Source organism: Ruegeria sp. BI11 (assembly GCF_056538005.1).
On record NZ_JBQFSM010000009.1, the window covers coordinates 17,305 to 38,669 of the forward strand.

The 21,365-nt window shown below is 57.3% G+C and carries 21 protein-coding genes; 6 read left to right on the plus strand and 15 right to left on the minus strand.

The genetic code is table 11. The annotated features are described in order from the left end of the window. Positions 1-12: 12 nt before the first annotated feature. From rpoB to rplJ, 3 genes are all read right to left on the minus strand, one after another. Entirely contained in the window at positions 13-4,149 is a 4,137-nt protein-coding gene (gene rpoB, locus ACR0DT_RS17715) for a DNA-directed RNA polymerase subunit beta (RefSeq protein WP_480712022.1), read from the minus strand. Between the two features lie 250 nt (positions 4,150-4,399). Beyond that, positions 4,400-4,774 carry a 50S ribosomal protein L7/L12 gene (gene rplL / locus ACR0DT_RS17720; protein WP_170350962.1) on the minus strand — a complete coding sequence of 125 codons (375 nt, stop codon included), beginning with the start codon at positions 4,772-4,774 and terminating at the stop codon, positions 4,400-4,402. 79 nt (positions 4,775-4,853) lie between these two features. Continuing rightward, the gene (gene rplJ, locus ACR0DT_RS17725) at positions 4,854-5,372 is read right to left on the minus strand and encodes a 50S ribosomal protein L10 (protein ID WP_058283024.1); all 519 of its coding nucleotides are present in this window, start codon (positions 5,370-5,372) and stop codon (positions 4,854-4,856) included. Positions 5,373-5,791: 419 nt separating this feature from the next. Here rplJ and ACR0DT_RS17730 point away from each other — a divergent pair, with 419 nt between their 5' ends. Together ACR0DT_RS17730 and ACR0DT_RS17735 are read left to right on the plus strand one after the other, a co-directional pair. After that, complete coding sequence (locus tag ACR0DT_RS17730; protein ID WP_480712023.1) at positions 5,792-6,757, plus strand: phosphotransferase; 966 nt, start codon at positions 5,792-5,794, stop codon at positions 6,755-6,757. A 163-nt stretch (positions 6,758-6,920) separates the two neighbouring features. After that, the gene (locus ACR0DT_RS17735) at positions 6,921-7,961 is read left to right on the plus strand and encodes a Hint domain-containing protein (RefSeq protein WP_480712024.1); all 1,041 of its coding nucleotides are present in this window, start codon (positions 6,921-6,923) and stop codon (positions 7,959-7,961) included. A 77-nt stretch (positions 7,962-8,038) separates the two neighbouring features. Here ACR0DT_RS17735 and rplA read toward each other — a convergent pair whose 3' ends face one another. Together rplA and rplK are read right to left on the minus strand one after the other, a co-directional pair. After that, positions 8,039-8,737 (minus strand): 50S ribosomal protein L1, encoded by a 699-nt coding sequence (gene rplA, locus ACR0DT_RS17740; protein WP_008758243.1) that lies wholly within the window; start codon positions 8,735-8,737, stop codon positions 8,039-8,041. A 1-nt stretch (position 8,738) separates the two neighbouring features. Then, entirely contained in the window at positions 8,739-9,188 is a 450-nt protein-coding gene (gene rplK / locus ACR0DT_RS17745; protein ID WP_037314971.1) for a 50S ribosomal protein L11, read from the minus strand. A 382-nt stretch (positions 9,189-9,570) separates the two neighbouring features. On the opposite strand from rplK, the gene ACR0DT_RS17750 reads away from it, so the two are divergent. The 3 genes from ACR0DT_RS17750 (at position 9,571) to ACR0DT_RS17760 (ending at position 12,853) form a co-directional block, all read left to right on the plus strand. Next, the gene (locus tag ACR0DT_RS17750) at positions 9,571-10,818 is read left to right on the plus strand and encodes a peptidoglycan-binding domain-containing protein (RefSeq protein ID WP_480712025.1); all 1,248 of its coding nucleotides are present in this window, start codon (positions 9,571-9,573) and stop codon (positions 10,816-10,818) included. Between the two features lie 413 nt (positions 10,819-11,231). Next, positions 11,232-12,092, plus strand: coding sequence for a hypothetical protein (locus tag ACR0DT_RS17755; RefSeq protein WP_480712026.1), 861 nt, complete (start codon positions 11,232-11,234; stop codon positions 12,090-12,092). Next, positions 12,089-12,853, plus strand: coding sequence for a hypothetical protein (locus ACR0DT_RS17760; protein ID WP_480712027.1), 765 nt, complete (start codon positions 12,089-12,091; stop codon positions 12,851-12,853). Before ACR0DT_RS17755 ends, ACR0DT_RS17760 begins: the two co-directional genes overlap by 4 nt. Before the next feature lie 123 nt (positions 12,854-12,976). Here ACR0DT_RS17760 and nusG read toward each other — a convergent pair whose 3' ends face one another. From nusG to ACR0DT_RS17795, 7 genes are all read right to left on the minus strand, one after another. Beyond that, the gene (gene nusG / locus ACR0DT_RS17765) at positions 12,977-13,510 is read right to left on the minus strand and encodes a transcription termination/antitermination protein NusG (protein WP_170328796.1); all 534 of its coding nucleotides are present in this window, start codon (positions 13,508-13,510) and stop codon (positions 12,977-12,979) included. A gap of 200 nt (positions 13,511-13,710) precedes the next feature. After that, positions 13,711-13,908: a preprotein translocase subunit SecE gene (secE, locus tag ACR0DT_RS17770; RefSeq protein ID WP_058283032.1), complete on the minus strand. Its 198-nt coding sequence runs from the start codon at positions 13,906-13,908 to the stop codon at positions 13,711-13,713. Between the two features lie 82 nt (positions 13,909-13,990). Next, positions 13,991-14,149 (minus strand): cbb3-type cytochrome oxidase assembly protein CcoS, encoded by a 159-nt coding sequence (ccoS, locus tag ACR0DT_RS17775; RefSeq protein ID WP_170355309.1) that lies wholly within the window; start codon positions 14,147-14,149, stop codon positions 13,991-13,993. Between the two features lie 5 nt (positions 14,150-14,154). Continuing rightward, positions 14,155-16,332, minus strand: a complete 2,178-nt coding sequence (locus tag ACR0DT_RS17780; RefSeq protein WP_480712028.1) for a heavy metal translocating P-type ATPase — start codon at positions 16,330-16,332, stop codon at positions 14,155-14,157. 4 nt (positions 16,333-16,336) lie between these two features. Beyond that, positions 16,337-16,795 carry a FixH family protein gene (locus ACR0DT_RS17785; RefSeq protein WP_480712192.1) on the minus strand — a complete coding sequence of 153 codons (459 nt, stop codon included), beginning with the start codon at positions 16,793-16,795 and terminating at the stop codon, positions 16,337-16,339. Between the two features lies 1 nt (position 16,796). Next, positions 16,797-18,224: a cytochrome c oxidase accessory protein CcoG gene (ccoG, locus tag ACR0DT_RS17790; protein WP_480712029.1), complete on the minus strand. Its 1,428-nt coding sequence runs from the start codon at positions 18,222-18,224 to the stop codon at positions 16,797-16,799. 101 nt (positions 18,225-18,325) lie between these two features. Then, positions 18,326-19,201, minus strand: a complete 876-nt coding sequence (locus ACR0DT_RS17795) for a LysR family transcriptional regulator (protein WP_480712030.1) — start codon at positions 19,199-19,201, stop codon at positions 18,326-18,328. A 100-nt stretch (positions 19,202-19,301) separates the two neighbouring features. Between ACR0DT_RS17795 and ACR0DT_RS17800 the strand changes: the two genes are divergently transcribed. After that, a complete protein-coding gene (locus ACR0DT_RS17800; protein ID WP_480712031.1) occupies positions 19,302-19,439 on the plus strand; it encodes a hypothetical protein in 138 nt (45 codons plus the stop codon). 136 nt (positions 19,440-19,575) lie between these two features. Here ACR0DT_RS17800 and ccoP read toward each other — a convergent pair whose 3' ends face one another. From ccoP to ccoO, 3 genes are read right to left on the minus strand one after another with little or no spacing between them, the layout of a single operon-like run. Continuing rightward, on the minus strand, positions 19,576-20,439 hold the full coding sequence (ccoP, locus tag ACR0DT_RS17805; RefSeq protein ID WP_480712032.1) for a cytochrome-c oxidase, cbb3-type subunit III: 864 nt from the start codon (positions 20,437-20,439) through the stop codon (positions 19,576-19,578). Beyond that, positions 20,436-20,621: a cbb3-type cytochrome c oxidase subunit 3 gene (locus tag ACR0DT_RS17810; protein WP_480712033.1), complete on the minus strand. Its 186-nt coding sequence runs from the start codon at positions 20,619-20,621 to the stop codon at positions 20,436-20,438. Before ACR0DT_RS17810 ends, ccoP begins: the two co-directional genes overlap by 4 nt. A gap of 12 nt (positions 20,622-20,633) precedes the next feature. Further along, a complete protein-coding gene (ccoO, locus tag ACR0DT_RS17815; RefSeq protein WP_480712034.1) occupies positions 20,634-21,362 on the minus strand; it encodes a cytochrome-c oxidase, cbb3-type subunit II in 729 nt (242 codons plus the stop codon). Positions 21,363-21,365 lie beyond the last annotated feature (3 nt).

Here is a 21,365-nt window from a genome sequence, read left to right on the forward strand (position 1 = left end):
AGGGCAGCGCCCTTACTCCTCAACCTCCGCATCCAGGAGTTCCATATTCAGGCCGAGGCCACGGACTTCTTTCACCAGAACGTTGAACGATTCCGGTACGCCCGCTTCAAAGTTATCCTCGCCCTTGACGATCGACTCATAGACCTTGGTCCGGCCGGCGACGTCATCCGATTTCACGGTGAGCATCTCCTGCAGGGTGTAGGCGGCGCCGTAAGCTTCCAGAGCCCAGACCTCCATCTCACCAAAGCGCTGACCACCGAATTGCGCCTTACCACCCAGCGGCTGCTGGGTAACCAGGCTGTACGGTCCGGTCGAACGCGCGTGGATCTTGTCGTCCACCAGGTGATGCAGTTTCAGCAGGTACTTGATGCCCACGGTTACCGGACGTGCGAATTGCTCACCGGTGCGACCGTCGAACAGAACCGACTGACCGCTTTCCGAGAAGCCCGCACGCACCAGCGCGTCGTTGACGTCTGCTTCCTTGGCGCCGTCAAAGACCGGGGTTGCGATCGGAACACCGCGGGTCACGTTGCCCGCAGCCTCGATCAGGCCATCCTCGTCTAGACCGGTAATGCCTTCTTCGTAGACATTCTCGCCATAGGCCAGCTTCATCGCTTCACGAACCGGGGTCAGGTCGCCAGAGCGGCGGTATTCACCCAGAGCGTCGTCGATGTTCAGACCCAGACCGCGTGCGGCCCAACCCATGTGGGTTTCAAGAATCTGACCAACGTTCATACGCGAAGGCACGCCCAGCGGGTTCAGACAGAAGTCAACTGGAGTACCATCGGCCAGGAACGGCATGTCTTCCATCGGAACAACCTTGGAGATCACACCTTTGTTCCCGTGACGACCGGCCATCTTGTCGCCCGGCTGCAGCTTACGCTTCACGGCGATGAAGACTTTGACCATCTTCATCACACCCGGCGGCAGGTCGTCGCCACGACGGACTTTCTCGACCTTGTCCTCGAAACGGGCGTCCAGAGCGCGTTTCTGCACTTCGTACTGCTCGTTCAGAGCTTCAACGATCTGTGCGTCCTGCTCACCTTCGAGCGCCAGCTGCCACCACTGACCACGGGTCAGGGTTTCCAGCAGCTCCTCGGTGATCACCGAACCCGGCTTGACGCCTTTCGGGCCTTTGACAGCGGTTTTACCCAGGATCAGGCCTTGCAGACGCGCATAGATGTTGCGGTCCAGGATCGCCAGCTCGTCGTCCCGGTCACGGGCCAGACGTTCGACTTCCTCACGCTCGATCTGCAGCGCACGCTCGTCTTTCTCGACGCCGTGGCGGTTGAAGACGCGGACCTCAACGACCGTACCGTAATCGCCCGGCTTCACGCGCAACGAGGTGTCGCGCACGTCAGATGCTTTCTCACCAAAGATGGCGCGCAGCAGCTTTTCTTCCGGGGTCATCGGGCTTTCGCCCTTAGGTGTGATCTTGCCGACCAGAATATCGCCCGGCTCAACATCCGCACCGATGTAAACGATGCCAGCCTCATCGAGGTTACGCAGCGCTTCTTCACCGACGTTCGGGATGTCGCGAGTGATCTCTTCCGGACCCAGCTTGGTGTCACGGGCAGCGACTTCGAATTCCTCGATATGGACCGAGGTAAAGACGTCGTCACGCGCGATACGTTCCGAGATCAGGATCGAGTCTTCGTAGTTGTAACCGTTCCACGGCATGAACGCGACGACCACGTTTTTACCAAGGGCCAGTTCACCCATATCGGTCGACGGACCGTCGGCAATGACTTCGCCCTTCTGGACGGTGTCACCCACCTTGATCAGCGGTCGCTGGTTGATGCAGGTGTTCTGGTTCGAACGCTGGAATTTGCGCAGACGGTAGATGTCAACGCCAGCGTCGCCCAGTTCCAGATCCTCGGTGGCGCGGATAACGATACGCTGGGCATCGACCTGGTCGATGATACCGGCGCGTTTCGCCTGAATCGCAGCACCCGAGTCGATCGCGACCTTTTCCTCGATCCCGGTTCCTACCAGCGGCGCCTCGGCCCGCAGCAGCGGAACCGCCTGACGTTGCATGTTCGAGCCCATCAGAGCGCGGTTAGCGTCGTCATTTTCAAGGAACGGGATCAGCGATGCAGCGACCGATACCAACTGTTTCGGCGACACGTCGATCAGGTCCACATTCTCGCGCGGGGCAAGCGTGTAGTCGCCGGCCTGACGGGTCGAAACCAGATCGTTGATGAACTTGCCGTTCTGATCCAGCGTCGCGTTCGCCTGCGCCACGGTGTGACGCATTTCCTCGGTCGCGGACATGTAGTGAACCTCATCGGTCACCTCGGCGTCTTTGACGACGCGGTAGGGTGTTTCGATAAAGCCATACTTGTTCACGCGGGCAAAGGTGGCCAGCGAGTTGATCAGACCGATGTTCGGACCTTCCGGCGTTTCAATCGGGCACATCCGGCCATAGTGGGTCGGGTGCACGTCGCGAACCTCAAAGCCCGCACGCTCACGTGTCAGACCACCGGGGCCAAGCGCCGAGAGGCGGCGTTTGTGGGTGACTTCCGACAGCGGGTTGGTCTGGTCCATGAACTGCGAAAGCTGCGAGCTGCCGAAGAATTCGCGGACAGCAGCAGCAGCCGGTTTCGCGTTGATCAGGTCCTGCGGCATGACGGTGTCGATCTCGACCGACGACATACGCTCTTTGATCGCGCGCTCCATGCGCAGCAGGCCAACGCGGTACTGGTTTTCCATCAGTTCACCGACCGAACGCACACGACGGTTGCCGAGGTGGTCGATATCGTCCACGTCGCCTTTGCCGTCACGCAGTTCCACCAGCGCCTTGATACAGGCCACAATGTCTTCGCGGCGCAGAGTGCGCAGGGTGTCCGGCGCGTCCAGAGCCAGACGCATGTTCATCTTCACGCGACCAACAGCGGACAGGTCATAACGCTCGCTGTCGAAGAACAGGGTGTCGAACAGGGCCGACGCAGCCTCGACGGTGGGCGGCTCACCCGGACGCATGACGCGGTAGATGTCCATCAACGCGCTTTCGCGGCCCATGTTCTTGTCCTGAGCCATGGTGTTGCGCATGTAGGGGCCGACATTGACGTTGTCGATGTCCAGAACCGGAATATCGGTGATACCCGCGTCGATCAGTTCTTTGACGGTACCGCCGATCAAGTCGCCGTCCTTGTCGTATTCCAGGGTCAGCTCATCACCGGCTTCGACATAGATCGCGCCGTTTTCTTCGTTGATGATGTCCTTGGCGACAAACTTGCCAACGATGTGATCGAAAGGAACCAGCAGGTCGGTGACGACGCCTTCTTCGATCAGCTTCTTAACTGCGCGCGGTGTGACTTTCTTGCCCGCTTCGGCAATCACTTCACCGGATTTCGCGTCGACCAAATCATAGGTCGGACGGGTGCCGCGTACACGCTCGGGGAAGAACGGCGCGATCCAGCCCTTCTTTTTCTCCAGCTTGTAGGACACGGTGTTGTAATAGGCGTCCATGATCGCTTCCTGATCCAGACCCAGTGCATAAAGCAGGGTTGTCACAGGCAGTTTACGACGACGGTCGATACGGGCGTAGACGATGTCCTTGGCGTCGAACTCAAAGTCCAGCCAGCTGCCGCGATACGGGATGATGCGGCAGGCAAACAACAGCTTGCCCGAGGAATGGGTCTTGCCCTTATCGTGGTCAAAGAACACACCGGGCGAGCGGTGCATCTGGCTGACGATCACACGCTCGGTACCGTTCACGATGAACGTTCCATTCGGCGTCATCAGGGGCATGTCGCCCATGAACACGTCCTGTTCTTTGATGTCTTTGACCGACTTGGCGCCGGTGTCTTCATCGACATCAAACACGATCAGGCGCAGGGTGACCTTCAGCGGCGCGCTGTAGGTCATGTCGCGCTGCATGCACTCTTCAACGTCGTATTTGGGTTTTTCCAGATCGTATTTCACGAACTCCAGAACGGAGGTTTCGTTGAAATCCTTGATCGGGAAAACCGACTGGAACACGCCTTTGATGCCTTCGCCGTCAGTGGGCTGCTCTGCATCGCCGGAGCGCAGGAAAAGATCATAAGAAGATTTCTGGACCTCAATGAGGTTCGGCATCTCCAGCACTTCGCGGATTTTGCCGTAATATTTACGAAGACGTTTCTGGCCAAGGAACGTTTGAGCCATGTCAGATGTCACCTTTCGATGTTCTCAGCGGGCAAAGACACCGTCGGGCCCCGGCGCCTTGCACATTCGAGACGACACGTCCGGATCAATTCATGGCCACCGTCCCGAAGGCAGCCTCCCGATCCAAGAACCGCGTCTTAGAAAACGCCCCACCCAATGAGGCCCTTTCTAAGACAGGTTCGGCTGGACCCGGATTTCTCCGGGACCAGCCAAATTTTGCGATGCATCAGCGATGCATCTGACAACAGGCTTAGGCCAGTTCGACCTCGGCGCCAGCTGCTTCCAGCTTGCCCTTGATCTCTTCGGCTTCGTCTTTCGACACAGCTTCTTTGATCTTGCCGCCAGCTTCGACCAGCTCTTTGGCTTCTTTCAGGCCCAGACCGGTGATGCCGCGAACTTCTTTGATCACGTTGATTTTCGAAGCGCCGGCGTTCTTCAGAACGACGTCGAATTCGGTTTTTTCTTCCTCAGCTGCGCCACCGGCGTCGCCACCAGCTGCGACCATTACGGCGCCGCCAGCTGCGGGCTCGATGCCGTATTCGTCTTTGAGGATGGTTTTCAGTTCTTGTGCTTCCAGCAGGGTCAGACCCACGATGCTTTCTGCGAGTGCTTTCAGATCAGCCATTTTATCAGCTCTTTCCGTTTACAGTGTGTGTTCCAACGTCAGGGTGTTTACCCTACGCAGATCATTCAGTGCCAACCGCTTACGCAGCTTCCGCCTTCTCTTCGATGGTGGAAAGGATGCTTGCGATGTTGCTTGCAGGTGCGCCAATCGCGCCGGCGATGTTCGAAGCAGGTGCGCCAATGCAGCCCACGATCGAAGCAATAAGCTCCTCACGAGACGGCATTTTCGAAACTGTTTCGACGCCTTTGCGGTCCAGAGCGTTCTCACCCATTGCACCACCAAGAATCTCAAAATTCTTGTTATCCTTGGCGAAGTCTTCGGCCACCTTGGCTGCTGCCACGGGATCCTCGGAATAGGTCAGAACGGTCATCCCTGTCAGCAGGTCGGCCATGCTTGCACACGGCTTACCCTCAAGGGCGATTTTGGCGAGCCTGTTCTTGGCAACACGCACGGCACCACCCGCGTCACGAGCACGTGCGCGAAGGTCCTGCATCTCGGCAACTGTCAGACCGGCGTAGTGCGAAACCACTACGACGCCAGAGCTTTCGAAGATTTGGCCGAGTTCCTCGACCACTTTCTCTTTCTGGGCTCTATCCACAGTTCTCTCCAAGTTAGGGGCGATACCTCACCCCGGCTCATATTTGCCGAGGGGTAAACCCCGGCGTTCAGGTCCGTTGTTACGGGATGGGCCAAAATTCGCCCGAGGATCGTGACCCTCAGAATTCTTTGGTCTTACCCGTCTCAGGCAGGGAATTAAGGGGCCGAATGGACCCACCCACCGTCTTGGACGAAACAAAATAAAGCGCACGACGAATCGCACGCTTTATTCCGCAGTTCTCTTTAGGCCAGACACGCGGGGTTTCCAAGAGGTAAATTGATCGTTTCTACAGGTTTGCATCCGGCAATGGGGCGCAACCTGTTCGCGCATGCAAAACCAAAACCCATGCCCGCAGCATTGACATAGCGCTAACCCTGAGGTCCCTTCAATCGGCACACTTAATAGAACGACACGCTTGTATGCTGGATCTTACCGAGACTGAAAAGAAATTCGCATCAGCTTGTGTGACCGAGTTCTTTGACCACCACCCAGTCCACCCCGCAGAAAAAGTCGAATGCGTCTACCGCTCACACGCGTTTCCGGAAACGCGGCTAGTTCTGAAAATCGAGACCAAGACTGAAATTTTCGCGCTAAAGATCGACAAGGAATCACCCGCCACAGGAAGATTGCGTAACGAATTTGGCCTGCTGACTGATCTTCGCCAACATTTCGCATCCAACGCGTCTTCGCAGGTCATTCGGCCGATTTACCTGTCGGCATCTGAAACCTTCTTCGTCACCGAGTTCATTGACCGACCAACCGCGGTGGATCTGATCTATAACAGCCAGAATGAAGATCAGGTTGCCCAGATTTTTCGCCGGGCCGGTTCTTGGCTGAATGATCTTCATGCCTGTCAGGCACCGACCCAATATGCGTTTCGGCCAAAATGGATGACAGACAGCATCCGCGAGCTTTCCGGCGCCGTGCCCCGAGACATCGTGGATCAGAGCCGGAAAATGGTGAACATCATGCTGGCCGAAGCCGCCCGTCTGAGAGGCACCGAAGATACCCGGGTTTTTTCGCATGGTGACTTTCACGGACAAAACCTAATCGTTGGACAGGGCAAGACGATCGGCCTGGATTTCACCGAATCCCGCGAAAAGCTGGCCGTGTATGACATCGTCGATTTCCTGAAGGCAGATGTTTTTCGCACCGGGACCGCATCCGACGTGGACCGAAGCGGCATCATCAAAAGAAACAAGGCCATGTTCTTTCGCCTTTATCGGCATCCGATCAATCACGACATTCTGGATTACTGCATCCGGGGCCGATTATTAAAAGACTGGTTGGCATTGTGGAGGATCGACCACGATTGCAGCCCGTTCGAAGAAGACAAACGATGGCGATTGGGCAAACGCCTGAAATTTGCCTTTCAGGGGACCTGAAACTGTGGCGATAGCCACCGCAGGTAACAACTAATTATACTGCCTTTTGCGAAACCCGGTTGACGGAATCCTCACAACCAATTTCTTATTCTCTGGACTAATTTCCCATGGCCTTCGACAACTGAGGTCAATGTAATCAGTACAGAGAAGGGTGATCGCGCAGATGGTTCTCCGCAGTTTTTTCGCTCAGGACAGTGAAAGCCTTATCGCCACGTTCGTTCCGGCTGGGGGTGATGCCAATGATATCGTCGTGGGTGGCTCCATCATCAACAATTCGGACACCCCAAACGGCACCATTTTTACCTATTCGGGTGGGTTCGGCACCACCGTCACGCTGGATGATACCAGCGGCGGCCCAAACACGTTCAACGACGATCAGGAATCCGGTCACGTCATTACCGATGGCGGCGGAATTGTCGCAAACGGAACTCAGGTTGAATCCGAGTCCATCATCACTGTGCGTGCTCTGGACATCAACGGAAACCAGACCGGACCCGAGATTGATATCTATGTTTTTTCTCAGAACGGGGTAACGCAGGACGTTTGGGGCTATAGCACTTCGGCCCCCCTGGTACCGGGAACCTCTTATGTCAAAATCAGCGGCTCAAACGCGGGATCGTCGCCCTATTCGGATTACATTACCTGCTTTGGGCCCGGAACGCGGATTGACACCGATGATGGCGAAGTCGATGTACAAAACCTTACAAAAGGCCAGCGCGTCTGGACCCGGGATGGCGGGTTGCAACCGATCCTGTGGATCGGAACGACCGAGGTTCACGGCTATGGCCCGTTTGCCCCGGTCGTGATCGAAGCCGGTGCCATCGGGAACACGCACGAGCTTGTGGTGTCGCAACAGCACCGTGTCCTGATCCAGTCACCGGCAATCGACATGCTGTTCGGCGCGTCCGAAGTGTTCGTGGCAGCCAAGCACCTGTGCGGTCTACCCGGCGTTTCGATCCGTGAGATGGACCGCATCACCTATACGCATTTCATGTTTGACCGGCACCACATTGTGCGGTCCAACGGCGCGCTAACGGAAAGCTACTATTACGGCGATATCGCAAAATACGCTCTGTCATCGCCACAAAGGGCGGAAATCCTTGCGCTATTCCCATCGATCGAAGACATCAACACTGCTTTCCAGCACACAGCAGTCGCGACGATTGGTGCGCAAGAAGCCAGCGTGCTACGCGCGTATCTCTGACAAAACAGGCCGCTAATAACAAAAAACCCGGGTCGTTTGCGCGACCCGGGTTCTTTTACTAAGCGTTTGGCCGGGGCTTATTCGCCCGCAGCAGCTGCAACGTCCAGCGTCACACCCGGGCCCATGGTCGAGCTCAGCGCGATTTTCTTCATGTAGGTGCCTTTGGCGCCCGACGGCTTGGCCTTGGCCACGGCCGAGATGAAGGCGCGGACGTTTTCGACCAGCTTGGCTTCGTCGAACGACGCTTTGCCAACACCGGCGTGCACTACGCCGCCTTTTTCCGCCTTGAACTGAACTTCACCGCCCTTGGCTGCTTCCACGGCCGCTTTCACGTCCATGGTCACGGTGCCAACTTTGGGGTTCGGCATCAGGTTGCGGGGGCCCAGTACTTTACCCAGACGGCCAACGATCGGCATCATGTCAGGGGTTGCAATGCAGCGATCGAATTCGATGGTGCCGCCCTGAATGGTTTCCATCAGGTCCTCTGCACCAACGATATCTGCGCCTGCTTCTTTCGCTTCGTCCGCCTTGGGGCCGCGAGCAAATACAGCAACGCGCATTGCTTTACCGGTGCCGTTCGGCAGGCCGACAACGCCGCGAACCATCTGGTCCGCGTGACGGGTGTCGACGCCCAGGTTCAGAGCGATTTCGATGGTCTCGTCGAATTTCGAAGTTGCGTTGGCTTTGACCAGGGCAACTGCTTCGTCCACCGACAGGTTTTCCTTGCCAGCGACGGCTTCGCGCGCAGCGCGGGTACGTTTACCGAGTTTTGCCATCTTACTTCACCTCGATGCCCATAGAGCGGGCCGAGCCCAGGATGATCTGCATTGCGCCTTCGACGTCGTTGGCGTTCAGATCTTTCATTTTGGCTTCGGCGATTTCGCGAACCTGCTTGCTGGTCACGGTTGCCACGGTCTCACGACCTGGGTTTTCCGCGCCACGAGGACGGTTACGCTTGCCAACCGGCTTCAGGCCAGCCGCTTTTTTCAGGTAATAAGACGCGGGCGGCGTCTTGATGTCCATGGTGAAGGACTTGTCCTGATAATAGGTGATCACGGTCGGGCAAGGTGCGCCTTGCTCCATGTCTGCGGTCTTGGCGTTGAACGCCTTGCAGAATTCCATGATGTTGATGCCGCGCTGACCCAGCGCCGGACCAACTGGCGGCGACGGGTTCGCCTGACCTGCAGGAACCTGCAGTTTCATTGTACCAGCAAGCTTCTTGGCCATTTGGTTTTCCTTTCAACGTAGGCAGGACGCGTCCTACCCGGTTTATGTTGCGTGGTTCGATCCGGGATCGCGATCCCAGCAACCTCCCACGAGAGAATCTCGCCCGAAGACGATAGAGGCGGCATGTACAGAGGATTGGAGGGGTTGGCAAGTGGCGCGGCTCTGTTCATTCGAAATTATCGAATCGAACCCCCGCTTACGTTCTCAAGCTCAACGATTACAGGCTAATTCAGACGTGGTCATGTAGACCATCTAGGTTCCAACAATCCAACAAAGAGCTCTTAAAAGTCGGACATTTAATCCGGCTTGGGCCTTTGCATCACATTAATACTCCCGGCTGTGCTATAGTCAGCGAAAATGAGTTTATTTGTGGAGGTTAATTATGATCATTCGTTTCATACTAACGCTTGGCATCGCGCTCTCTCTTTCCGCAACCGCCCCTCAGACCGCGCGTGCTGATGCTGGTGAAATCCTGGGCGGCGCAGTCGTGGGCGGCGTCATCGGCTATGCAATTGGCAAAGACCAACAAAGAAAACAGCAGGCCCGGACGACGACGAGATCCACCCAAACCTACCGACCGGGCATCCCGTCCACTACTCAAGGTGCGCAGACTCAGACCGCGCTCAATTATTTCGGCTATAATGCCGGACGTGTTGATGGTCAGGTTGGTCGGGGCACCCGCTCGGCTATCGAACGGTATCAGGCCTCAATGGGCTATCCGATAAATGGTTATGATTTCCAACCCTATCAACGCGACTTCCTGATGCAGGCCTACTACTGGGCAACCAGCGGTGGTCAGGCAACCACCCAGCTCGCGGGTCAGCCACTTTTGCAGGAATACCGTCGGCAACTTCAAACGGGTACTGCCCTGGCTGCGGCTCCTCAGGTGCCGGCACCGACTGCCCCCGTTGCTACCCAACCGCAGCCGGTTGTGGCACCCCAGCAGGATACCGTTCCCACAACCAGCGCAACCGAGACCGCATCAAACACCCTGCCAAGCCTGTTTTCCGGCGGTACCGCGCGTCCTTCGCTCGCCAATCGCTGTAGCGCGGTTATGCTCCAAACATCAAGCAATGGTGGTTACACAACTCTGGCAAATATGTCCGATCCTGATTTTGCGCTCAGCGAACAGTTCTGCCTCGCCCGCAGCTACGCCATGGCCCGCGGTGAGGATTTGATTCAGAGCATCCAAGGATTGACGCCAGATCAAGTGACCACACAATGCGACTCGTATGGTGAAATGCTGGCACCGCAAGTTATCTCCCTGTCTCTGAGTTCAAAAGCAGACGCAGAAACCCAGATGCGCAAGCTTGCGCTGGACTCTGGGCTTAGCCCCGAAGATCTTGCGGCGACAAGCAAGGTGTGCTTGGCGATTGGCTATCGTCAGGACAACATGGACACCGCAGTTGGATCTGCTCTGATGCTTGTCGCAATGGGTGAGCCCGCCTACGGAGAACTAATCGGACATCACCTGCGTGAAGGCTTCGGAGTGCAAGAGCGCCGAGACCTTGCGAGACAATGGTATGATGCGAGCCTTTCGGCACTGGATGCCGGTTCACAGGCCGTCTTCCTGCCATCCCAATCCGACCGCCCGCAACTCTTGCGCGCGGCAATGATGCAAGCCCAATAGGTCGATACGCTAACCGCAATTAGACCCATGGAAGGCACAAAAAAGCGCCGTGTTGCCTAATGCATCGCGGCGCTTTCACTCCGTCAATCAAGCTTTCTCAGCTCTGCTTGTTAACATATGTGACGTCCAGCCCGACCGGGGTTTCCCGTCCAAAGATCGAAATCTTCAGCTTCTCGTCGTCCATATCTTCGAGTGGGCTCTCGAAACGTCGTTCAATCCTTCCCTCATTGCGGAGAGGACGGACGTCACGTGATGGCCCCTAGGCTTCCATCTACCCCGTTTGAAGACCAAAGAAATCGCAACGCCGGTTGGGATTTGCAAAAAAACAAAACAACTAAATCGAATACTTAAGTTGCTAAAGAAACACAGGCAGGTATCTTGGTACAACTTGGACACAAAAGAGGTGGTCAGGGATGGCGTCATCTCGGCTGAACAAGGGACTACTGATCTGCGTTCTATTTGCTATGCAGCCAGGATGCGGCAGCAAGGCTCAAGATCAGAGTGCAGCGTCCGAGGCGGCCACCAATACCGACGGCCCGGACAGCACGACTTCATTCGCAACAACAGGAATTGATCCCTCTACTTACGCTGGTCGGTTTCAGATCAAACTGACCAAGGAAGTTCCGCTGCGCGATATTCCCGTTCCTTTCACAGTCTACGGTGGTCTTGAAGAATCCAGCCCGACCCGCTTGCGGTTGCGGGCCTTCATGGATTTGCGCGGACTGCAGGAAAAAGCGCCGCAGATACTTACTGGCCCCTTGGAAGAAACCTGTAAACGTCAAATTTATCTCGAAATCCGAGACGTTACCGCGATAGACGACACGGTAAAGGTTGAGGGGGCAGCCCGTGCTCAGTTTACGAGGTGTACCCGACGGGAAGAGGCTGGCATTCGGTATTTTGGGGCTACCGTGGATGCCGTTGCTGTCGCTAAAGCGAAAGTTGAGGGCCAGTGCCTTACATTCAGCATCGAAAGTGTCGACCTTAGCCCGCGCGGTTTCGTCGGAGCCGTCAGCAATCTCTTCGGCCTGACCAACCGCATTAACGAAGTCGTACTGGAAAAGGGTGGAGAGTTTTTGGCCAGTCACCCGGTCTGCCCACCATTACCCGAAGAGTTCAGTGTCCTCGATCCGATTTATGAGTCCGGTGGCACCCGCGAAATCGCTCCCGGCGGGATGGGAGCAGCTGTTGTTGGATCAGCTGATGTTAGCGCGGAGACGATCGTCAAAGTCCTCGGGGGGCTGAAGGAGCTTGGCGTTTTGGAGTTTGCTGAATGAGACTTTGGCTAATTATCCCGGTCTTGATGGCAGCCATTCTGGGCGCCCGATCCCCTGACGCACAACAAGTGGATTTTGTCATCGACGCGACATTGCCGGTTCGCGATACGGAATTGCCCTACAAGCTGAATCTGGACCTGACTGCTGTTGCTCCAACGCGGATTGGGGTTGGAGCGTTGCTCGATCTGCGGGAAATACAGAAAATTATGCCGGAAAGGTTGGCTGACAAAGCGATAGTCGACAATTGCGGTCTGCAAGTCAGGCTTGATGACATAAGCTTTGGGGCCAAGGGGGATGCAATAGATTTGGACGGCGAAGTTACTGTCACGATCTTCGAATGCAGCCGCACCGGCGAACGAGACTTTCAGCGAGGCCAAGAGAAGAACGCCATCCTGGCCAATATGTCTACCGAAGCGACCGTCGAACTGCGTGACAATTGCGCCTACTTCAAACTAGTCGATCTTACGCTCACCGCCCCTGAAACGCAGCGTGAACAGGTCCTGGAAGAAGACACTCTGGAATCTGTGAAAGAGTTAATGTTGGCTGCGGTGGATCTTGTGCTCAACGAAACTCCGTTGTGTCCGGAGTTGCCGGCAGAGCTCGCGTCACTTGATCCGGTGTACGAGAATGGTGGCCCAAAGGAGATCGGAGAGGGTGGACTTGGTGTATTTCTTGACGGGTCAGTGGATGTCAGCCCTTCGACAATCCTCGACATTCTAACAGTTCTCCAACGACAAGAACTGATCCCAGGTCGGCCATAGCGCACATAAACCGCCGTGGCGCTCTTCCGTCGACGACCGGATGTAAAATAGCTCGCCGAAACAAAAAAAAACGCCGCGCTGCCTGTTGCATCGCGGCGTTTCAAATCTGTTGGGAAGGCTTCCTCAGCTCTGCTTCGTAACCTGCGTGAAGTCCAGTTCGACCGGGGTTTCCCGCCCAAAGATCGAAACCGAAACCTTCAGCTTCTGGTTCTCGTCGTCCACGCCTTCGACCATGCCGTCGAAATCCTCGAACGGGCCGTCGTTAACCTTGACCTTTTCGCCGACCTCGAAGGTGATCATCAGCTTGGGCGCTTCTTCACCTTCCTGAACGCGGTTGAGGATCTGGTTCACCTCGGCATCGCGCATCGGCATCGGGCGGCCTTGCGGGCCCAGGAAGCCGGTAACGCGGTTGATCGAGTTGACCAGATGGTAGCCTTGATCCGACATCTCCATATGCACCAGCACATAGCCGGGCATGAAACGACGTTCGGTCGTGACCTTCTTGCCCCGGCGCACTTCGATCACCTCTTCGGTGGGCACCAGAACCTCGTCGATGTCATCCTCAAGGCCCTGCTCGGCCACGGACGTGCGGATCTGCTCTGCGATCTTCTTTTCGAAGTTCGAAAGAACGCTGACCGAGTACCACCGTTTCGCCATGAACCTGTCGTCCTTGTTTACCTTCGGTGCGCCGGAATGGCCAAAAGCACCGTCATTGAAATTCTATCACGTCACCCGGAATAAAAAGCGGCGCGCAGCCCGAATCGCCGCACGCCCATTCCGAATAGTACCGCGTCAACTACTCTGACATCGCGCGCGGTGCAAGGGGGCAGTGGCGTTTCAGCCCTGCCGAAATCGGTTTAACCGAACGCGCCCAGGATCAATTGCAATCCGCCGCGAATGCCCAGATCGACCAGCGCAAAGAACACGGCTGTCAGCGCCGCCATGATGAACACCATAACCGTAGTCAGCAGCACCTCACGCCGGGTCGGCCAGACGACCTTTGCAACTTCGGCACGGACTTGCTGAATGAACTGGATTGGATTCAAAGTTGCCATTTGGCTTGGTTCTCTCTGCTAGCGGATGGGCCGGACATAACCGGGCATTGCGGCAATTTCAAGAGCGCTTGGGCGCGACATGTCATGGCTTGGGCTTGTCGTCCCATTCGTCACTCAGGATGCGCCGCGCGTCGCCCTCGGGATCGTCATATTGGTTCGAGCGGACCGTATACACAAAGGCCACCAGACCAACGCCGCCCAGAAACAGGGAAATCGGTATCAGATAGGCCAGAACTTCCATAGCAATTACCTCAGACGCAGGGCGTTCAGGGACACGGTGATGGACGAGGTCGACATCGCCAAAGCCGCAATCAGAGGCGTGGCTAGGCCGACCACGGCCAGCGGCACCGCAATGATATTGTAAACAGTGGCGATGCGGAAGTTCTCGCGAATCCGCTTGGTCGCCTTCATAGCCGTGTCACAGGCATCGGCAATCGGGGCCAGATCGTTGCCCAGCAGAACGATATCAGATGCAACTCGCGCCGCATCCAATGCCGAGGCAGGCGAGATCGACACATGCGCTGCAGTTAACGCAGCCGTGTCGTTCAGGCCGTCGCCGACCATCAATACATGTCGACCCTGATCGCTCAGCTCTTGTACGCGAGCGGCCTTGTCTTGCGGTAAGGCCTGCGCAACCCACTGTTCGATCCCCAATTTCTCAGCCAGCGCCTGAACCGCGCCCTGCGTGTCGCCTGAAATAAGGATGACCTCTTTGCCTGCATCACGGAAGGCCTGAACCGCCTCGGCCGCACCGGGGCGCAGGCTGTCCGAATACTGGAAGCAGACAGGGGCCTGCCCTGCGACAGACAGCCAGGCCGCGGTCTGATTACCCTCTTCCGCGCCGGCCCAGGCCGCCCGGCCCAGGCGCACGCGCTGATCGCGATAGGTTGCTTCGGTGCCGTATCCCGGCACCTCGGTGACATCTTTCAGCCGGGCCGGTTTGATCCCCGCTTCGCGGGCCGCTTTGGTCAATGCAACGGACAGAGGATGCGAGGACGCCTCGGCCAGTGCCAGCGCCACTTCAAGGTCTGCGCGGGAATGATCGCCCAGATTGGTCAGCTCGGGCGTGCCGGACGTCAGCGTTCCGGTTTTGTCGAACACAACCGTATCGACTTCGGCCAGACGCTCCAACGCGGTGGCGTGTTTGATTAGCATCCCCTTGCGGAACAACCGCCCCGAAGCCGCCGTGGTCACTGCCGGCACCGCCAACCCCAGCGCACAGGGGCAAGTGATGATCAGGACCGCAGCCGCAATGTTTAGCGCGGTGCGGATATCACCGGAATAGATGTACCAGCCCAGAAAGCTGAGCGCTGATAGGATGTGCACACCCGGCGCGTACAGTTTGGCTGCTTTGTCCGCCAATGAGGTATAGCGCGACCGGCCCGATTCAGCGACGGCCACCAGATCGGCCATGCGGTGCAGCGAGGTATCCTCGCCCACCGCTGTCGCCCGAATGGTCAAGGGGCCGGTCAGGTTGACCTCACCGGCGCTGACGGCCAGCCCCGCCTGCGCGAAAACAGGCAAGGTTTCCCCAGTCAGCAAGGACCTATCCAGTTCGGATTGCCCAAAAACGACTTCTCCATCGACCGGCATACGCCCACCGGGCCGGACCAGGATTAGATCGCCAACGGCCAGAGTGGCCACGGCAACCTCTTCCTCGGTGCCATCGACCAGCCGGATTGCGCGCGGCACTTCCAGCGCCGTTAGTTCCTCGGCCGCCGATCGGGCGGCGTCGCGGGTGCGGTAATCCAGATACCGGCCTGCCAGCAGAAAGAAGGTCAGCGTCAGCGCGGCGTCAAAATACGCGTGCTCTCCGCTGAGCGCGGTTTCCCACAACGATGTAATCAGCGCCAACATGATGGCCAAAACGATCGGAACGTCCATGTTCAAGCGTTTGACCCGCAGGGCGCTCCAGGCGTTGACAAAGAAAGGTCTACCGGAAAAGGCGATAGCTGGCAGAGCAATTGCCGCCGAAATCCAGTGGAACATGTCGCGCGTGGCATCCGATGCCCCCGACCAGACCGACACCGACAACAGCATCACGTTCATCGAGGCGAAACCGGCCACCGCCAACCGCATCAGTAGATCGCGCCCTGCCTTGTCCGCCTGTGTAGCTGACAGCGAACCTGGGTCCAGCTCGTGGGCCTCAAAGCCCGCCTCTTCCAACACCGGGATCAGATCGGCGGCCCGCAGGTCGGGCGACGCTTTGACCATTGCCCGTTTGAGTGTCAGGTTGACCCGCGCATCCTCGACCCCCGGATAGGCGTTCAGTTCTCGTTCAACCGTGGCGATACAGGCCGAACAGCGAATGCCCGGAAGGGACAGCGCGATCTGAACGTCCTGCGGGATGGGCCGCGCTGCTTCTGCCGGGCTGGCGATGCAACCGGGACAGGCCGCAGTGCCGGATGTAAGCTGCGTCGTCATCCCATCACCCCTTTACGTACAGCGGTACGCGCTGCGCAAACTCGGCACCCTCATGGTCCTTGGCAACCAACCGTATGTTCCAGTTGCCTTTGCCAAGCACCGCGGGCGTTGCATAGGCCTGCCCGTCAAAGGTGAAATCAGGAGAAAAGTCATCCTCGACATGGGTAGCCCGGCCCACAACTGCTTGCAACTCGGCCACTTCGACCGGCGCACCGGTCTTGTCGGTGATATGCAGGATCAGCAAACCACCCGACACTTCGGCACGGATTGTCCAACCCAGTGCCTGATGTTCCTTCAGACGCTCGTTGAACTCCTGACTGGCAACGTATGAGTTTTTCACCTCGAGCCCTGGAAAGGTTTTGACCGCGTTGTAGGCCAGAGTGAGGTTTACGGCGATGATCACACCAAATGCGGCGACGAAAATTGCCAGAAAGTGCTTTCCAGTGAATTTACGCTCGGCCATCTTAGTTCCCTCGCCCATTGAAGGTGGTGTCCTTAAATGCGCGCTCGCCACTTTCCAGATCCTCGACCCAGATGCGGACTGACGTCGCGTCCGCAGCGGCTGGTCCTGTGTCGCCTGCAGTAACGATATAAACGCGGGTCAATTGCGCCGTATCTGCCGTGACATTTACAATCTCACCTTCAATACCCTCAATCTGAATCTGCAAGGCCGGGTCACCTGCCAACGACAGTTGGAACGGCCGGTCCTCGCCATGCTTGTTGCGCAGGCGCACATCGTAAGTGTTGCGGATCGTACCATCAGACAGAGTGACAAAGGTCGGGTTGCGCACGGGTGCGACGGTCAGGTCGATATCGGACCGTATGAACAGCGCAAATAGCAGCGCAAAGCCAACCAGCGACCACAAGGCCGTATACAGAATCGTGCGGGGCCGCAGGATATGTTTCCAGACATTCTTGGGCGGCTCCCCTGCCCGTTCTCGGGTCTCATCGCTGAGTGCCATATAGTCGATCAGGCCGCGCGGCTTGCCGATCTTGGCCATCATGTCGTCACAGGCGTCGATACACAGCGCGCAGGTAATGCACTCCAGCTGCTGTCCATCTCGAATGTCGATCCCAACCGGGCAGACATTCACGCAGGCCATGCAGTCGATGCAGTCGCCCAATTCGGAATTGGCGGTGCGTTTACCCTTGCCGCGTGGCTCACCGCGCCATTCGCGGTACCCGACGACCAGCGTATCCTCATCCATCATCGCAGCCTGAATGCGCGGCCACGGACAGGCATAAATGCAGATCTGCTCGCGGGCGAAGCCGCCGAACAGGAACGTGGTGCCTGTCAGAATCAGAATGGTCGTATAGGCAACCGGATGGGCATTGCCGGTGACCAGATCCCGCATCAACGTGGGCGCGTCGGCGAAATAAAACACCCAGGCCCCGCCCGTTGCCAGACCGATCAGGATCCATGTCGTCCATTTCGTGACACGCAGCCGAGCCTTGCGGAAATCCAGCTTTTCCTGCCGGTGCAGCCGCAAGCGGGCGTTGCGGTCCCCTTCGATCCAGCGCTCGACTAGAATGAACAGGTCCGTCCACACCGTTTGCGGACAGGCATAGCCACACCACACGCGCCCCAGCGCCGAGGTGAACAGGAACAGTCCCAGACCGGCCATGATTAGAAGACCGGCCACGAAATAGAACTCATGCGGCCAGATTTCGATCCAGAAAAAGTAAAAACGCCGGTTCGCCAGATCCAGCAACACCGCTTGGTCCGGCAGGCTGGGGCCGCGATCCCATCTGATCCAAGGCGTCACATAGTAGATGCCCAATGTGACCGCGAGGATAATCCATTTCAGATTTCGAAACGGCCCGGACACACGCCGGGGAAAGATCGGCTCCCTAGCAGCGTAAAGACTTGGGGCGGGGTCGGAATCGCTCACGGGCTGGCTCCAGATGTGGCTGTCTTTTCGGCGTCTTGTCCCAGATCACACAAGTAGTCTCTTTGACATGGGTCAAAAGCGCATCGCACAGACACCTTTTGTCACATGCGACCAGATTGCCGCCTGAGCCACGTCACAAATGTCTTGACGGCGGGACGCAATGGCGCATCAGCCGTTACAATATGATACCCTTGAGAACCGGTTTCGCAAAACAATTCGGTCAGGCGCCCCGCACGGATATCGGCCTCAACAAAATGCCGCACAGTGACGGTTACCCCCTGCCCAGCACGTAGCCCTTCAAGCACCAGGTTTCCTGGCAGCGCAATACGCCCGGCGCTTGGACCATGCGCGACCCCTTGCCGGGCTAACCATGAAGTGGCCTCGGTCGTGCCAAGCTCTTCCAGCCAAGGTAATTGGCTAAGTTCATCCGGTGTCATCGACACCCTATCCCCCAACAGCGAAGGCGCAGCGACAATCACAATTGGGCTTTGTAAAAGCAGCTCGTCGTTCACACCGGACCAATTTCCATCGCCGTACCGGATCGCCACCTCCACACCACCCGGCCGCAGACTGACCTGTTCAGGCGAAGGGTCCAATGCCAAAGGAATGTCAGGGTATTCGGCCTGAAACGCAGGTAAGCGTGGCATCAGCCACGAAGCAGCAAAAGCGGCGGTCAACGAGATATGAACTGGACGATCCTCGGCGATGTGGGCCAGATCAGCCACGGCGTCGCCAATCGCGCCAAATCCCAGATGCAAGGCGCGGGCCAACTTTTCACCCTCGGCCGTCAATGTCATCGACTTTCCGCTGCGGTCTAACAGGGCCGTCCCCAGGTGTTTCTCTAGCGCGCGCAATTGCTGGCTGATGGCAGCGTGGCTGACATTCAACAAGGCGCCAGCTTTCACCACATTCCCCGTCTCCGCGAAGGCATGAAAAGCCTTTAGCGATGCGAGGGGAGGCATCTTCATCCAGTCCATATGTAAGCCTAGATTACATAACCAAACGCCAATTGAGTCGCATTTTCCGCGCGAAAGATCAATCTTAAACCCAGGCAAACACAACTTCAGGAGAGATCAGATGCTGTCGATCCTTGCGAAATCATTCATGGTGGCCACCCAAACAGACGAGGGCACCACGCCGCAAAACCACAAACCAAGCCCCGAGGATTATTTGTGGATGGAAGAAAAGCGCGTCACACGTTCCCGTGCGAAATGACGGGCCCTCTGGACCCCATCAGAACGGGGAACTAATCTGAGATTGTAGCACCGGCTGTTCAGGAAACGCGCGAACAGATGGAACAGCCGGTGCCTAACCTTCGGGCGGCGAACCGTCCGAAGGTATTCTTTTGCCGTTACTGACCGCCACCCAACTGGTGGACATAAGCCGTGACCGCGCGGATTTGCGCGTCGGTCAGACGGTTTTCCCAAGACGGCATCACGCCAAATCGGCTGTAGGTGACAGTTTCGGTCAAAGCCTCTTCGCTGCCGCCATAAAGCCAAATGGCATCGGTCAGGTTTGGAGCGCCTTGCGTTATATCGCCTTTGCCGTCTTCACCATGGCAAGCTGCGCAGTTGTCTGCAAAGACAACCTTGCCCGCCTGCGCCGCTGCATCATCAGTCTGCGCATTGGTCAGCGACATGACGTACTGAACCACCTGCGTGATTTCTTCATGCTCCAGAATCTCGCCAAAGGCCGGCATCTCGGAATAGCGCGCATCGTCGCTTTCTTCGTTGCGAATGCCGTAAGCAACGGTGTGCTCGATATCCTCAAGCGTCCCACCCCAAAGCCAAGCATCATCCAGCAGGTTCGGGAAGCCCGGCGCGCCCTGCGCACCCGAACCGTGGCACTGCGCACACCAGGTACGGAAAACTGCACCGCCCGAGTTCACCGCATACTGCTGCAGTTCAGGATCTTTCGAGATGTCTTCCAGCGGCGTTTCCACCAGCTTGGCATTCCACGGCGCGTTGGCCTCTTGAAACGCGACCATCTCTTCCTGGACCTCGCCGCGTGACGACCAGCCGGTCACGCCAGCCGTGGCGGATTGCACCAGCGGCCATGCCGGATACATGATTGTGTAGATCACGCCCCAGACAATAGTTGCGTAGAAGGTCCACAGCCACCAGCGTGGCATCGGGTTGTCGAATTCTTCGATGCCGTCCCAGCTGTGACCGGTTGTGTTCGGATCACCCGGCTGTTTTTCAGGGGTCTTGCTCATTTCCTCGCCTCCTCGGATTCGGCGGGTTTATCTTGATGCCGGAAGGGGATGTTGGCGGTGTCCTTGTATTCCTTGCTGGCACCGGGGCGAAAAACCCAGATCACGATGCCAACAAAGAAGATGAACAGGGCGAGCAACATCCAGCTATCCGCGAATTGTCGTAAGAGTGTATATTCTTCCATCACACCCTCCTGTTAGCGGCTTGGATCCGGGGTGAAGGTCGAGAAATCAACCAGCGTGCCCAGCATTTGCAGATAGGCGATCACCGCATCCATTTCGGTCAGGTCGGACTGACCGTCAAAGTTGCGAACGTTGATTTTGTCGCCATAGCGCTCCAGCAAACCGTCATAATCGCTGTCAGGATCAGCCTGTGCCCGGAAATCCGCCTGGGCGTTTTCCAGCATCTCAGCAGTATAGGGCGTGCCCACTGCCGCGTTGGCCTTCATGACGTCAGCGATGTACTTGCCGTCCAATTTCCGATGTTCGAGGAACCCGTATTTCGGCATCACCGATTCCGGCACCACGGATTGCGGGTCACGCATGTGATCAACATGCCATTGGTCCGAATACCGGCCACCAACACGCGCCAGATCGGGCCCGGTACGCTTGGACCCCCACTGGTGCGGGTGGTCATACATCGACTCAGCCGCCAGCGAATAGTGGCCATAGCGTTCGACCTCATCCCGCATGGGGCGGATCATCTGGCTGTGACAGGTGTAGCACCCTTCGCGGATGTAAATATCCCGGCCTGCCATTTCGAGAGGGGTGTAAGGGCGCATGCCCTCCACCTTCTCAATGGTGTTCTCCAGCCAGAACAGCGGAGCGATCTGCACGATGCCACCGATGGTTACGACCAGAAAGCTGAAGATCAGCAGGAGGGTCGCGTTGGTCTCGAGGATCTTATGTTTGTCGAGAATTGCCATTGC